Source organism: Myxococcales bacterium, assembly GCA_012517325.1.
In the GTDB taxonomy this organism is placed as follows: Bacteria; Lernaellota; Lernaellaia; order Lernaellales; family Lernaellaceae; genus JAAYVF01.
In genome coordinates, this window is the sequence record JAAYVF010000086.1 from 18,367 (window position 1) to 33,090 (window position 14,724).

15 protein-coding genes are annotated in these 14,724 nt (G+C 63.3%); 13 read left to right on the top strand and 2 right to left on the bottom strand.

Annotated features, from left to right (window positions below; translation table 11 throughout):
* Positions 1-7: 7 nt before the first annotated feature.
* On the bottom strand, positions 8-2,008 hold the full coding sequence (locus GX444_15295; protein NLH49944.1) for a hypothetical protein: 2,001 nt from the start codon (positions 2,006-2,008) through the stop codon (positions 8-10).
* Positions 2,009-2,200: 192 nt separating this feature from the next.
* On the opposite strand from GX444_15295, the gene GX444_15300 reads away from it, so the two are divergent.
* The 13 genes from GX444_15300 to GX444_15360 all read left to right on the top strand — a co-directional run bounded on the left by GX444_15300 (position 2,201) and on the right by GX444_15360 (position 13,488).
* A complete protein-coding gene (locus GX444_15300) occupies positions 2,201-2,548 on the top strand; it encodes a hypothetical protein (protein NLH49945.1) in 348 nt (115 codons plus the stop codon).
* Complete coding sequence (locus GX444_15305; protein NLH49946.1) at positions 2,545-2,910, top strand: conjugal transfer protein TraR; 366 nt, start codon at positions 2,545-2,547, stop codon at positions 2,908-2,910. The genes GX444_15300 and GX444_15305 overlap by 4 nt, the downstream gene beginning before the upstream one ends.
* 17 nt (positions 2,911-2,927) lie before the next feature.
* The gene (locus tag GX444_15310) at positions 2,928-4,007 is read left to right on the top strand and encodes a site-2 protease family protein (GenBank protein ID NLH49947.1); all 1,080 of its coding nucleotides are present in this window, start codon (positions 2,928-2,930) and stop codon (positions 4,005-4,007) included.
* A gap of 18 nt (positions 4,008-4,025) precedes the next feature.
* On the top strand, positions 4,026-4,454 hold the full coding sequence (locus GX444_15315; GenBank protein NLH49948.1) for a hypothetical protein: 429 nt from the start codon (positions 4,026-4,028) through the stop codon (positions 4,452-4,454).
* 54 nt (positions 4,455-4,508) lie between these two features.
* Positions 4,509-5,462 (top strand): tetratricopeptide repeat protein, encoded by a 954-nt coding sequence (locus GX444_15320; protein ID NLH49949.1) that lies wholly within the window; start codon positions 4,509-4,511, stop codon positions 5,460-5,462.
* Between the two features lie 3 nt (positions 5,463-5,465).
* Positions 5,466-7,043, top strand: coding sequence for an ABC transporter substrate-binding protein (locus GX444_15325; GenBank protein NLH49950.1), 1,578 nt, complete (start codon positions 5,466-5,468; stop codon positions 7,041-7,043).
* On the top strand, positions 7,040-7,858 hold the full coding sequence (locus GX444_15330; protein NLH49951.1) for a hypothetical protein: 819 nt from the start codon (positions 7,040-7,042) through the stop codon (positions 7,856-7,858). The genes GX444_15325 and GX444_15330 overlap by 4 nt, the downstream gene beginning before the upstream one ends.
* The gene (locus GX444_15335) at positions 7,855-8,391 is read left to right on the top strand and encodes a hypothetical protein (GenBank protein ID NLH49952.1); all 537 of its coding nucleotides are present in this window, start codon (positions 7,855-7,857) and stop codon (positions 8,389-8,391) included. The genes GX444_15330 and GX444_15335 overlap by 4 nt, the downstream gene beginning before the upstream one ends.
* Positions 8,388-9,245, top strand: coding sequence for a DUF3473 domain-containing protein (locus tag GX444_15340; protein ID NLH49953.1), 858 nt, complete (start codon positions 8,388-8,390; stop codon positions 9,243-9,245). Before GX444_15335 ends, GX444_15340 begins: the two co-directional genes overlap by 4 nt.
* Before the next feature lie 72 nt (positions 9,246-9,317).
* A complete protein-coding gene (locus GX444_15345; protein ID NLH49954.1) occupies positions 9,318-11,318 on the top strand; it encodes a sulfatase in 2,001 nt (666 codons plus the stop codon).
* Positions 11,319-11,681: 363 nt separating this feature from the next.
* A complete protein-coding gene (locus GX444_15350; GenBank protein NLH49955.1) occupies positions 11,682-12,041 on the top strand; it encodes a hypothetical protein in 360 nt (119 codons plus the stop codon).
* A gap of 143 nt (positions 12,042-12,184) precedes the next feature.
* Positions 12,185-12,676: a hypothetical protein gene (locus tag GX444_15355; GenBank protein ID NLH49956.1), complete on the top strand. Its 492-nt coding sequence runs from the start codon at positions 12,185-12,187 to the stop codon at positions 12,674-12,676.
* Between the two features lie 20 nt (positions 12,677-12,696).
* A complete protein-coding gene (locus GX444_15360) occupies positions 12,697-13,488 on the top strand; it encodes an enoyl-CoA hydratase/isomerase family protein (protein ID NLH49957.1) in 792 nt (263 codons plus the stop codon).
* A gap of 66 nt (positions 13,489-13,554) precedes the next feature.
* Here the strand turns inward: GX444_15360 and GX444_15365 are convergent.
* A partial coding sequence (locus GX444_15365) for a hypothetical protein (GenBank protein ID NLH49958.1) occupies positions 13,555-14,724 on the bottom strand: 1,170 nt, incomplete at its 5' end.

A 14,724-nucleotide genomic window follows, 5' to 3' on the forward strand; every position in this document is an offset into this window, starting at 1 on the left:
TGAATATTTATTGCCGGATTCCCGCCAGCCAGCCGCCCCAATCGGGATCATTTTTTAAGGATGCGGCGACGCGGCGGGCGTCGGGGGTGAGGACGGCGGCAAGGTCGCGGAGCGCTTCGAGGCGCAGGGGGTCGTCGGTTTCGTCGAGGGCGACGTTCGAATACGCCGTGGCGGCGTCGGCCGCTTTGCCGTCGACGGCCAGGATGCGGCCGAAAATCAGCCAGTCGGCGCGGCGTTGCGCCGGGTTGTCGATCGTGTCCAGCAGCAGGCGCGCGGCACGTTCGGCGGCGGCCAGGGCGCGCGGGTCGCGATCGCGCGAAAATTCGGCAAATTCACCGTCCCGCACGTTGCGCAACACCATTTCGCGGACGGCGGCGGCGGTTTTCGTCCGTCCGGCGAGCACCGGCAACGGAACCGCGACCGGTCCCTGTTCCTTCACGGCCAGACTCCAGGCCGATTCGGCGGCCAAATCCCCGGCCAACTGGCGGGCGACGGCCCGCGCCGCTTCCTTCTCGCCGGCCGCGTTCAGGACGGCCAGCAGCCGCAGGCCGGTTTCCGGCGCCAGAACCGACAGCGGATAATCGGCCAACAGCCAGCGAAGCACGTCGGCCGCCGCCGGGTAATGCCCCCGGGCGCACAATTCCGCCCCGGCGTCGAACAGGATCACCGCGCCCGACGGTTCGTCGGCGTTGAGCCAGGCTTGCAGCCGCGAAAACCGGACCACCGAGGGCTCGCGGTCGACCGCCGCCGCCAGATCGGCCGCGACCCGTCCGGCCAGCCCGCGCCAGAGCAGATCGCGATCCGCCCGCGGAGATTTTTCGTTTTCCAGCAGGCGCAATCGTTGCCAATTGACGGCCAGCGCACCTTTCGAATCGCCCGAACCCGCCGGAGATTGCGCCGTGATCTCCCAGCGAAAGATCGATTTGTCGTCGACCGGGGCGTCGCCGGCCGCCGCGCCCGGCAAGCGGCGACTCCAATTTAAGGCCAGCAGCCGCGCCTCCGCCGCCAGCGCGGCGTCGCCGGTGCCGGCGGCCGCTTGCGTCGCCCACTTCGCCGCGACGGCGAATTTCCGTCCATGCGCCAGCGCCTTGGCGCCCAGCAGCAGCATTTCGGCGGTCGCGCCGGCCGGCGCGGCGGCGATTTCCCTTTCCGCGAGGCGGGCCGTCTGGCGATGATCCCAATTCCACCAGCCGAACAGCGGCCAGGACGGATTTTCCGCCAGCACGGCGATCAACCGTTCGCGCGCCGCGTTCCGCTCGGTTTCGTAGGTTTGCCGCAACGCGGCGGCGGCCTGACTTTTGAGCACCGCCGCGGGCAGGCCGAGCGGTTCCTGGTGCAGCCAGCCGCCGGTCAGCGAAAAAAGGCTCGTCGCGGTTTCGGCGAACGGTTTGCCGACCCAGACCGACAACACCGGCCGCGCTCCCCCGCTGACGGTCACCACCAGTTCGCACAGCGCCGACCCGCTGATCAGCGGCGGCAGCGGATTGGCCGCGAGGAAACGTTCGACGGTTCGGTCCAGTTCCGGATCGGGCAGGCGGGAACCGCGGCCGGCGACGGTCAGATGGCTGTGGCCGAGGCGGCCCGGCTCGGTAATCAGGCGCAGCCAAGCGGAAAATCGCCACGCCTCGGCCGGCGCGGCGGGAACAGCATCGGTCAACAGCGCGGCCAGGCCGTCGTAAAGGGTGCTGAAATCGCCGGTGACGAAAACCGGCGGCGTTTCGAGAACGAGCGGCGGCGGCGCGGGCGGATCGAAGGCCGGCGGCGCGACCGGCGGCAGTTCGACGATTCGCTCGACGCCGTCTTTCCCGATCAGCCGGGCGTGATCGTCGTCCACGGGAACCACGCGCAACCACACCTCGCCGCCGATCGAAACGCGGAATCCTTGCGTTTCGGGGGCCGGCGCGTCGCCGAGGCCGTGGCCGGGCAGCAGGTCCAGGCGCGTCTCCTGCGCCCGGGCGCCAAGGGCGAAACACAAAACGGCCAGAAAGACAAGCGGGATTTTTCGCATGGCCCGCATCATGCACAAGGGGTTTCCGGCTTGCAAGCCAAAAGCCGAAAGGCGATAAACGTAGGTGCGGTCCCCGCCGGAAAATCGAGTTCCGGCAGCGACGCCGTCGGCGGCGAATGGGGACTTGCAATGCCCAAACGGCTGGTATATGAATACTACCCTTTTCGCATTAACGGGTAGGATGCTTGAGGGATGAATCAGGCATTGAGCTCCGCAAAACAAATCGAATCCGCCGGCGCGGCGCCGGTCGTCAACGACCAGGGCCTGTTGGAAGCTTTGGAACAGGCGGCGACCGCGGTCGGCGTGCAGGTGCGCTACGACAAGGTCGCGACCGGCGACGTGAAGATCACCAGCGGCTCTTGCGTGATTCGCGGTGTGCAGACGGTCATCATCGACCGGCGGCTCTCACCGCGGGAGCGGGTTGCCGCCCTGGCTCGTGAGCTTTCGCGATTCAACTTCGAAAACGTCTATTTGCCTCCCGCGGCGCGGGAACTCATCGAACCATCCGGCACAAACGGCGAGGGGGGGAAGCAAGCATGAGAAAACGCGATTTGGAAGAAATCCGGAAAAAACTCGTCCTGGATCGAGAGCGGATTCTCGGTAACGCCCGCAAGACGATGGACAACATCACCAACCCGAATCTCGACGACCTGAACGACGAGGGTGACGTGGCCAGTTCCGAAACCGACCAGACGATCAATCTACGGTTGCGGGACCGCGAGGCGATGCTGTTGTCGAAAATCGAAAAGACCCTGAAGAAATTCGAGGAAGGCACGTTCGGCGTCTGCGAATCCTGCGGCGAGGACATCAGCGTGATGCGCCTGAAGGCCCGCCCGGTGGCCTCGTTGTGCATTCGCTGCAAGCAGGAAATGGAAAAAATCGAGAAGGGCTACGCCGATTAGCCGAGGCTCGGCCGACGATGTCCTACCCTGAACCGGCGACCTCCGGCGAGCCGGCGCCCGCGCCGCCGCCCCGTTCGCGCAAAATTCCGCCTCATCGTTCGCCGGCGTTTTATCTCGGCATGCTTGCCGCCACCGTGGTGACCACGTTTTTATCCGGCTTGTTTTTGATCGATCCCAACGCGGCGATCGTCAGCCCCGCGATGGACGCGCTGACCTTTCCCGCCGCGCTGCTTTCGATTTTGCTGGCCCACGAACTGGGGCACTTCCTGGCCTGCCGCCGGCACGGCCTGGACGCCACCCTGCCCCTGTTTCTGCCCGGGCCGCCCTTCCCGATCGCCATCGGCACCTTCGGCGCGTTCATCCGTATCCGCGTCCCGATCCGCCGCCGCGGCCAATTGCTCGACGTTGGCGCCGCCGGCCCGCTGGCCGGGTTCGTCCCGGCCCTGATCTGGACCTATTTCGGCCTGCTGCTCAGCCACGTCGGCCCGGTGACGGGCGAGGAAGGGATGATTTTCGGCGAATCGCCGCTGTTCATGCTGCTGCGCCATGCCCTTTTCGGCGCGCTGCCCGACGGCCAGGACGTGTTTCTCCACCCGATGGCGCTGGCCGGCTGGCTGGGGCTGTTCGTCACCTCGCTCAACCTGCTGATGGCGGGCCAGCTCGACGGCGGCCACGTGGTGCACGCGCTGTTCGGTCGCTACCACCGGGTCATCTCGCGGACGGTCTTCGCCGGCCTGGTCTGGTGGGGCGTGCTGGGCGATCCGCTGCTGAAAAACTGGTACCATTGGCCGGTAATGGCCGGCCTGCTCCTCTGGTCGGTTGTCTTGTGTTTCCGCACCGGGCGCCGTAAGCTGGATCGTAATATTTTCATCGGGTTGGTTCTTTTGCACATCGGCCTGCAGATGGCGCTGGCCGAGGCCTCGTCCAGCAGCATGTGGCTCGTCTGGGGCCTGCTCGTGTATCTCTTCGGGCTGGACCATCCGCCCGTGAGCGATCCGGATCAGCCCCTGTCGCCGCTGCGGCGCCTCGTCGGCGTGTTGTGCCTGTTGATTTTCATCGGCACCTTCATGCCCTTGCCGATTCGCATCACGGGTTAAAGGGAAAGGTCGGAACGGGTGGCCAAAACGATCCAATCCATCGTCATCAAGGCGCCGGCTCAGGCCTGTTACGACGCCATCTGGGATTTCGCGCGGTATCCGGAGTTTATCGACGAACTGAAAAAAGTCCGGATCCTGTCCGCCGACGAAAACGTGCGCTGCGTCGAATTCAACGTGAAAATCGTCAAGGAAATCAAGTATTCCCTCGACTTCACCGGCCATCCGCCCCAGGAAATCCACTGGACCCTGCACCAGGGATTTTTTAAAATGAACGAGGGCGTCTGGCGACTGCGGGAAGTGAGTCCCGATCGCACCTTGGTCGAATACGAAATCGACATCGAATTCGGCTTGATGGTGCCGACCAGCGTGATCAAAATATTGCAGGAGAACAACTTGCCGAAAATGTTGCAAGCGTTTAAAAATCGTCTGGAAAGGAAAAGGGATTAATCGAAATCAAGCGATCGGCCGTTAAGGTAATAAACGGAACCCGCGGGTAAAAACATGGACGAACAAGTTCTGCAAAACATCGTGAAATTCAACAAACGGGTCAAACGGGACCAATACGCCAAGGTTTACGCGCCCTTGGGAGACGGTTACCGCCAGGTCAGCCTGATCGACGAAGCCCTGCAAACCTGCCAGACCGGCTTGGGTATTTTTCCGCGCTACCTCTCATGCCACGAAGTGCTCGGCAAAATCTATCTGAAACAAAACAAGCTGTCCGACGCCCGGCGGGAACTGGAAAAGGTTCACGCCGTGATCGGCGAAAACCTGCAATTGCGCAAGGCGTTGGCGAAGGTCTACGCCAAATCGGGCGACGAGGAAAAGGCCAGATTCATGCTCGATTGGGTCATCGAAAAAGACCCGTTCGACTTCGAAATGCGCAATATCCGCGCCCAGCTCCTTCGCGAGGCCGAACGCAAAAAGAACCGGCAGGAAGCCGCGGACCGGGGCGAAAACCCCGACGCCGTCGATATTTACGAATTGGCCCAGAAACCAGCCGTCGTCGATATCCGCGCCATCGTCAGCAACGAAACCGCCGCCCCGTTCGACCGCCAGGCGATCGAAAAAGCCACCGATTCCGCACTCGACAACCTCGAAGGAATCGAAGTCGAGATCGACGCCGAGGCCGACCGCCTCTTCCAGGCCGCCGCCGAACTCGAAGAAGAAAAAAAGGACGAACCGGAGAAGAAGCCGGCGCGGCGACGCGGCTCGAAGCTGCGCGAAAAAATCCTGGCCAAAAGCGTCGAGGAAATCTCGGCGGCGGCGGTCATCGCACAGATCGAACTGGAAATCAGTTTGTTGGACGAAGTCGCCATTCTTTGCCGGCGCATGCTCGAAAAAGAGCCCGACGACGCCGACCTTCAGGAACTCTGCGCCAAATTCGACCAAAAACTGGAAGAAAAAGAAGCCGAACTGGAGCGCCTGGAGAATATCAACCTGGCTCACGGGCTGTAACCGGTGGCCGATCGCGCGCGCTCGCGGCGTTTGGCGGGCCCTCGTTTTTTATCCCTGGCGCTGATCGGCATTCTGGCCGCGATTTTTTCCCTCCTGCTAGCTTGCGGCACCCCGCCCCCGCCGGGCGATACCCTGCGTATCGGCATTGAAGGCAATCCGACGAACCTCGACCCGCGTTTCGCCACCGACGCCTACTCCGTGCGCATCCTGGGCCTGGTTTACGAGGGCCTGTTCGCCGACGAGATCGACGGCGGCATCGCGCCGGCCCTGGCCGAAGGGTATGAGGTTCCCGACGAGCGCACCTACCGGATCACCCTGAAACCGGGCCTGGTCTGGCAAGACGGCTCGCCGATCGTCGCCGCCGACGTGGCCGCGACCTATCGCTTTCTGGCCGATCCGAAAAACGCCTCGCCGGCGCAGGACACCTTCGGCCGGCTGGTCGCCATCGAAACGCCGGACGACCGGACGGTCGTGCTGCGCCTCGCCGAGCCGTTTTCGCCCTTTCTGGACAAGCTGACGCGGCCGATCGTGCCCGCCCGCCTGCAGGATCCGGCCAAGCTGGCCGCCGCGCCGGTCGGCTCGGGGCCCTACCGCCTCGTGGATTTTCAACTCGGGCAGAAGGTGATCCTCGAAGCCAACCCGCGCTACCGCCAGGGGCCGCCGCCGATTCCCCGGTTGGAGTTTCGCGTCGTTGCCAACGACACCACGCGGTTGTTGCAGCTCAACAAGGGCGACCTGGATCTGGTGGTCAACGCGGTGCCCAACTTCGCGGTGAAATTCTTCGCCGAGATGCCGGGGCGGCTCGTGCAGCGCGAACCGGGCATCAATTACAGCTACCTGGGATTCAACCTGGCCGACCGGCACGGCATCGTCAGCCGCCGCGAGGTGCGCCAGGCGATCGCGCACGCCATCAACCGCGAGGAAATCATCGCGGCCCTCCTGTTCGGCATGGCCCGCCCGGCGACCAGCCTGCTCGCGCCCGGCAACTGGGCCTACGATCCCGGCGCGCCGACCTACCCCTACGATCCGGAACGGGCCAAGCAATTGCTCGACGCGGCCGGTTTTCCCGACCCCGATGGCGACGGCCCGGCGGTGCGGTTCACCCTGTCGTACAAAACCAGCACGAACAAACTGCGGATGCGCATCGCCGAGGTGATCGCCGGTCAGTTGGCGCGGGTCGGCATCGGCTTCGAGCGCCGCAGCCTCGAATGGGGCACGTTTTTCCAGGACATCAAGAGCGGCAATTTTCAGACCTATACGCTGACCTGGGTCGGGGTCAACGATCCCGATCACCTGTACTACGTCTATCACTCGTCGATGCAGCCGCCGCGCGGCGGCAATCGCGGCTTTTACGCCGACCCGCAGGTCGACCAGTGGCTCGACGCCTCCCGGCGCACCAACGACCGCGCCGAGCGGCGGCGGCTCTACGGCCTGGTCCAGCAAAAGGTGGCCGCCGATTGCGTCTACGTCGATCTGTGGTGGGCCGACAACGTCGCCGTGCAAACCGACCGCCTGCAAGGGTTTTTCCTCCGGCCGAGCGGCGATTACCGCGCCCTGGCCACCGCGAGGCTGCGGCCGTGAAAACCCTGCGCGGCGCCCTGGCGTTGGCGGCCGTCGCCCTGGCGCTGCTGATCGCCTACGCCTGGCAGATCGAACCCCGACAGTTCCGCGTCACCCGCCTGGCCCTGCCGCCCCGCCTGGCCGAGGCGCTGGCCGGCGAACGGGTCGTTTTTCTGGCCGATCCGCACATCGTGCGCGGCTGGCGCAAAGCCGAAAAACTGCGGCGGGCGCTGGCCGATCTGCGGCCGGACACGCTGTTGATCGGCGGCGACCTGGTGCAATACGACGAATCGGTCGATCCGGTGGTCGATTGGCTGCAGCGGCTCCCGGTGAAAAACGGGGCCTTCGCGGTGCTGGGCGATTCCGACTACACCGGCCGGGTGCGCAATTGCGCTTATTGCCACGTGCCCGGCCGGCGGGATTTGCGGCGCGATCTGCCGGTCCGCTTTCTACGCAACGAAGCGGCGCCGCTCGCCGGCGGCCGCGTCCGGCTGGTCGGCCTGGATGCCGAGGATCACGCGGGCTGGGGCGCGGCATGCGGGCCGGGGCCGGAACCCGATTTGCCGACCATCCTGCTGGCTCATTACCCGACCGCCGCGGCCGGGCTCGATTGCCGGGCCGATCTGATTCTCGCCGGCGACACGCACGGCGGCCAGGTCGCCCTGCCCGGCCCGCTGCTGAATCGGCTGGCGCACGAAAATCTTTCGTCTTACCGCGCTGGTTGGTTTCAACTCGACGGCAAGCCGCTGTACGTCACCCGCGGCGTCGGCGAAGGGTATTTCCCGGTGCGATTCCTGACCCCGCCGGAAATTGTCGTGTTGGGAGGCGGCTCATGAATCCGCGCCGGTGGCTGCTGCTGGGCTTGTTGGCGACGGCGCTGACGGCGTGCGGGCAGCCGGACACGCTGTCGATCAACGATTTCGAAACCGCCGGCGACCTGGAGCGGTTGACCTGGCGCTGCCCGTATTGGCTGGAACCAAGCACGGCGCTGGTCGTTTCCGGCAAATCCGGCCTGGCGATCGACTTTCCGGCGGGGATCTACCCGACGCTGGAATTGCGGACCGTGCCGGCGGACTGGCGCGGCTACCGCTATCTGGAAGCCGATCTATGGGCGCCCGACCCGGCGGCCCGCGAGCTGATGATCCGCATCGACGACGCCGGCGATTGCGACGCCTTTATCAATCGTTTCGAGGCGTCCGAACCGCTGAGCGGCCGACCGCAACACCTGCGCATCCTGCTGGAACGGATCGCCGCCGGCAACGGCGGCCGGACCTTGGACCTGGCGCACATCAAGCGTATCCTGTTTTACTTCAAACAAACGGACCGGCGAATCACCTGGTACCTCGACGGAGTGCGATTGACGCGATGAACGAACCGACGATCCGCAATGTCCTGACGGTGGACGTGGAGGACTACTTTCACGTCGAGAACCTGGCGCCGTACATCCGGCCGGAAGAATGGGACGGCCTGCGGGAGGTGTGCCCGGACGCCGTGCGGCGGCTGCTGGCGCTGCTGGCCGAGCACCAGGTCCGCGCAACCTTCTTCGTGCTGGGCTGGATCGCCCGGCGGCACCCGGACCTGGTGCGCGTGATCGACGCCGCCGGCCACGAGGTCGGCTGCCACGGCACGATGCACCAGCCGGTCGACCGCCTGACGCCCGCCGAATTCCGCCAGGATCTCCACGAAGCCGCGCAACGGCTGGCGGACCTGCTCGGCAAACCGGTCCAGGGCTACCGCGCGCCGAATTTCAGCATCGGCCCGGCCAATCCCTGGGCGCTGGACATCCTGCTGGACGAGGGTTTCACCTACGATTCGTCGCTGTTCCCCGGTCGCAAGGTGCCGGTCGGCTACCTGGGCGCCGACCGCGCTCCGGTGCTGATCCGCCGCGAAGGTCACGGCGATCTGGTTGAGTTGCCGCTCGCCCGCCTCGATTACCCGGGCGGCAGCCTGCCCTTCGCGGGCGGCGGCTACTTCCGGCTTTACCCTTATGCGCTGATTCGCGCCGGCCTGCGCCGGATCAACCGGCGCCATCGCGTCCCCGCCGTCATTTATTTCCACCCCTGGGAGATCGTCCCCGACCAGCCCCGCGTGGCCGCCGGCGCCAGGGCCCGGTTCAAGCACTACACCGGCCTGGCGACGTTCGAATCGAAACTGCGCCGCCTGCTGGGCGACTTTTCGTTCGGCCCGGCCGGCGATCTCGCCGCGACCATCCAAGCAAAATAAGCCGGGAGCGACCGGATTGAATCTCCTTCGCGCTTGCCGCTAAACTTGCGTTTTCCGTCGCCGGGAGTCAGCATGGATCGAAAAACCTTGTTCGCCGAATTGAAAAAGCTGCCGTGGGTCTTGCCGGCTTTTCTCGTCGCGGGGTTTCTCGTCGGCGCCGGCGCGGCGGTGGCGCGGGTCTGGCGGTCCGGCGACTGGTCGCTCGGCCTCTGGCGCCTATCGATCCATACGGTCACCACGGCGATCAACTACTCGCTGTACGGCGCGTTGACGATCGCGACGGTTCTCCTGGCGGTCACGCTGGCGCAAATCCTGATCGGCCGGACGGCGAAAGCCGGACTGCGCACGGCGACGGGTGTTTTTCTATTTTATCCGACCTTTTTCCTCGCCCTGTGGCTGTTCGTGAATCAGGCGGTTCAGGCGTTTCACCTCGAAACGCACAAGATGCCGCACCTCATTCGCAAAAATGACGATCTCTACGAATTTTTTCAGGAATACCTGCTTTCCTATCTGAATTTCGCTTCCCTGCGGTCGCTGGTGACCGACCAGGCCCAATGGATTTTCCCCTCGCTGTTTCTCGCGGTGCTGTTCGGCGTTTGGTTCGACCGCTTCACCGCCTGGCTCGAAAACCGGTGGCGGCGTTGGCGGGCCGGCCGCGCGGCCGCCGCGACCAAGTCGCGCCGTTGGATTTTTACCGCGCTGTTGATCGTCACCGGCGTTACGACGCTTCTGGTCAATATCGCCGCCAAGGCCGCCGACCTGACCAATCGCGAGCCGCGGCCGAACATCATCCTGATCAGCATCGACACCCTGCGGGCCGACCGCCTGGGCTGTTACGGCAATCCGCGCGCCCGGACGCCCTTCCTCGACCTGCTGGCCAAGAACGGCGTCTTGTTCGAGGAAACGATCAGCAATTCCAGTTGGACCCTGCCGGCGCACGGCGCCATGCTGGCCGGCGTCCAACCGACCGCGCTGGGCCTGTTGCGGGTGACCGACCGTCTGAGCCCCAAAGCGCTGACGCTGGCCGAGGTCCTGAGCGAAAACGGCTTCGACACCGCCGCCATCGTCAGTTACATCCTGGTCAGCAAGGTTTACGGTTTCGCCCAGGGTTTCGACTCGTTCGATTACGAGGACAGCCAGCCGGCCGCCAAGGCCGTCGACAAGGCCATCGCCTATATCGAACCTCGCCAAATGCATAAATTTTTCTTGTTCCTGCATCTTTACGACGCCCACTGGCCCTACGAACCCAGCGAAGAGACCTCGCGCGCGGCCTGGCCGTACAACATCAATCCCGATATCCGCCACCTGATCGACACCGGCGACTTCGCGCAATATGCGCTCCGGGTCATCCAGGGACCGAAAATCCTCAACGATTATTCCCTGGCGATGTACGACGGCGAAGTCGCCGACATCGACAAGGAATTGGGCCGCCTGTTCCGCTACCTGATCGATAAAAGCCTGATCGACCGGACGGTGATCATCGTCACTTCCGATCACGGCGAGGAATTTCTGGAGCACGGTTTGTTCGGCCACGGACTGACTCTTTACGAGGAATCCGTCCACGTTCCGCTGATCATGCGCTTTCCCCATTTGCTGCCGGCCGGGGTGCGGGTGAAAGGCCAGGTGCAATCGCTGGACCTGTTCCCCACGGCGCTGGGATTGCTGGGATTGGATCCGAGCCGCTACGCGCTCGACGGACGCGATCTCCTGTTTTCCATCGCCTCGGAAAACGTGGACGCGTTGCCGATCGTGTTGGAAACCAGTATGAGCGGTGACCCGCGGTATGCCTTGCGCAACGGCGTCCATAAGCTGCTGACGCCGTTTTCCCTCGATTTCGGCCACGGCTTGCAGGTGCAAAAAGCCGAGGAAATTTATAATTTGGCCGAGGATCCGCAGGAAACCGTCAACCTGGCGCCCGATCACCCGAAGATGTCCGAAGTGCTGCAGGCCGAAATGGCGACCCAGATGAACGCCATCCGGACGCGGTGGGGCGTCGGCGAGAAATTGTCTCGTTCGCAAGCCCTTTCGGCCGAGGAAGTCGAACGGTTGCGCAGCCTGGGGTACCTCAACTGACCCCTTGGGACTCAATTTTCAGCCGCGCGGCGCCATTCCGCCCGGTCAGGAAGGCTTCTCCCAAGCACTGAAAAAATATCGAATATCGGCCAAAACAAGTTTTAACTATTTGTTTTTACTGACTTTTGCACTTGTTTTCCTCTGCCGCCAAAAAAGGCCATTAAATCAACCAATTAGCTCTACTGCTGCCGTTTTTTCTTTCTTTTCAACCAGATACAAGTTTTGGGGTGGTCGCATTTTTAACTTGACCGGCCTTTTACCCTTGTGATATTTGCTTACTCACTAAGCTCCTAGTGGGGGGCTGACGAGGTTGTTCGTTCACAAGAAATGTTTCACCAAAACATGGTAAGGAGGATTATTAACATGAATAAACTGTTCTTGCTGGCGATCGTCTTCAGCGTAGTGTTGAGCCTGGGCCTCGTGGTTGCTTGCGGCGACGACGATGACGACGACGACAACGACACCGCCGACGACGACACCGGCGGCGATGACGACACCGGCGGTGAGATGGACTGCGCGGCCGTCTACGCCGAACTGTATGAAGACTGCGAATTGGCTCTGACCGACGCCGACGGCAATGAAATCGCCGAAGCCGACGCCGCTGCCTCTTGCGAAAATGGCGACGCCGCTTACGCGCTGACCGGCGAAATCGCTGGTTGCGTGATCGCCAACACCGGCGACTGCGCCGCGATCGAAGATTGCATCATCGACGTGCTGAGCTAAGCGTTTCTTATCGCTTAGAGACTGATTAGCGCTAAACCCCCGAGCCTTGCGGCTCGGGGGTTTTTTTACCCCGGTCGGGCTTTCGCCCCCGCCCGTTTTTCTGTTTAATCAGGGCTGCAACCTATCGCGACACGGAGCCGCTCATGCACGACGAGAACCGCAGTTGGAACGATGAAGACCGCCCGTCCTGGAGCGAGATCGACAAGCGGCGCAATCGCTCCGGTCATCGCCGCGAGGAAAAACCGGCCTTCGAGGGAACCAAGAAGCAGCAAGCCTACGCCCGCACGCTGGCGCTGAAAAACGCCAATCAAGCCTTTCAAATCAAGAAATCGCCGCAACGGCTCGCGGACGAGAAGGCCCTGGCCGCCGCCAAGGGCACCCCGGCTTTCGACGAACTGGCCCGGAACTTTTTCGCCGCCTACGGCGCCGCCGGCGACCGGCAGATGCAGCTTTTACTGCTCGATTGCTCGCTGGCCGAGGTCACGATTCCCGTCATCGAATCCCTGACCGAAACGGCCGACCGCCTGGAACCGGCCGAGAAACGGCTGATCGCCAGCAAACTCAATGTGCTGGCCATGACCGGCAAGATGAAAATCAAGGCCGCCGCCAAAAAGGCCTTGGAATCCTTACAATAAACTCCACGGAGATCACGACGATGAGCGAAACCCTGCTTCTGGTTCGCAACGAGGGAAGCGCCCGGATCCTCACTTTCAATCGGCCCGAAAAACGCAACGCGCTCAGCGTCGAGCTGATGCGGGATCTGGACCGCGCCCTGGAGGAAGCCGCCGAGGACAGCGGCATCCGGACCGTCATCATCAACGCCAACGGCAAGGGCTTTTCGTCGGGCATCGACCTGGGTTCGCTCGCCGCCGTCGGCATGGGCGTGGAACCCGACCGCTTCCGCCGTCTGGTGCGGATGCTGCAAGGGGTCATGAATAGGCTGGCGGTGCTGGAAAAACCCGTCATTTCGGTCATTCACGGTTTTTGCCTCGGAATGGCTCTGGAATTGATCCTGGCGGGCGATGTGCGGATCGCCGAAGCCGGCTGCGAACTGCATATCGCCGAGGTGCGCCTGGGCCTGATCCCCGACGTCGGCGGCACGACCCGCCTGGTGCGCGTGGTCGGCCTGCCGCGCGCCAAGGAACTGATCATGACCGGCAAGACCATCACCGCCGAAACCGCGCTTTCCTGGGGCCTGGTGAATGAGCTGGTCGAACCGGGCAAGGGTCTGGAAGCGGCTCTGCGCTGGCACGAGGAATTCGTCCAGGGCGCGCCGCTGGCCGTGGGCTTGGCGAAAATCCTTTTGGATCGCGCCTACGACCTGGATTCAGCCTCCTCGATGGCGCTGGAGGGCCTCGGTCAGTCGACGCTCTACAACTCCGAGGATTTCCGCGAAGGCGTCATGGCACGGATGCAGAAGCGGACGCCGAACTGGAAAAACAAGTAACTCCCCGTTATTAAAGAAAAAAGGCGGCGTTTTCGGCGCCGCCTTTTCGTTTATCGCGATGATCGCTTACGAACAACCGCACCCGTTGTCCGTCTCGTCTTCCTCGCTGCTGTCGACCGGACTATCACCGCCGGTATCGTCATCGTCTTCGGGCCATTCGAAATCATCGCCGTTGTCGTCATCGTCGGTCTGATCGTCGTCCGAGTCGTCATCGGCGCTCGTGTCGTCATCCGCGGGTGACGAATCGTCGTCGTCGCTTGGCGTGGTGTCGTCGTTATCGTCGTTATCGTCGTTGTCGTCGTTATCGTCGTTATCGTCGTTGTCGTCGTTATCGTCGTTGTCGTCGTTATCGTCGTTGTCATCGTTGTCGTCGTTGTCGTCGTTATCGTCGTTGTCATCATCATCATCGTCGTCGTCATCGTCGTCGTCATCGTCATCATCATCGTCGTCGTCGCCCGGCGTCGTATCATCGTCGGCCGGCGTCGTGTCGTCATCGGCCGGCGTCGTATCGTCGTCGTCATCGCCCGGGTTGTCGCAAGCCAGATAGCAAGCATCTCTGGCATCTATTTCCTCTTGCGTCGGCGGATCGGAGCAAGCGAGCGTTTGCGTGCAATCGTCGTAGCAAGACCAGGGTAGCGGGAGACTGTCGCAACTCGCGGCCATGTCCATTTCCGGAATCCAGTAATTCTCGTTGCTTCCGTAATGGGACGAAGCTTGCGAGCCGCAGGCATACATCATGTATACCGTATGGGCGCAATCGGTGCCGCCCGGATCGGCGGGTTCCAGGCAGGCGCCGAAGCAATCCGTGTCGCACGAGGTGCTGTTGAGACAATCGTACAGACAGGTCCAGAAAGGCGACGGGTCGATCATGCCAACCGAAGATTCACACCACTCCGTCATGCCGGCCTCGTCGACCGGACTGCCGTCGTTGCCGTTGAGGAAATAGGAGCAATCGTCCAGATCGCCGGCCACGGTCGCGCAATCGAAGGGCGCGGTGGTGTCATCGTCACCCGTCGTATCGTCATCGGCGGGCGTCGTATCGTCGTCGGCGGGCGTCGTATCGTCGTCGGCCGGCGTCGTATCGTCGTCGGCGGGCGTGGTGTCGTCGTCGGCGGGCGTGGTGTCATCGTCACTGGGCACCGAATCGTCGTCAGCGGGCGTGGTGTCATCGTCGATCGGCCCCGTGTCGTCGTCGCTGGGCGTGGTGTCATCGTCGATCGGCCCCGTGTCGTCGTC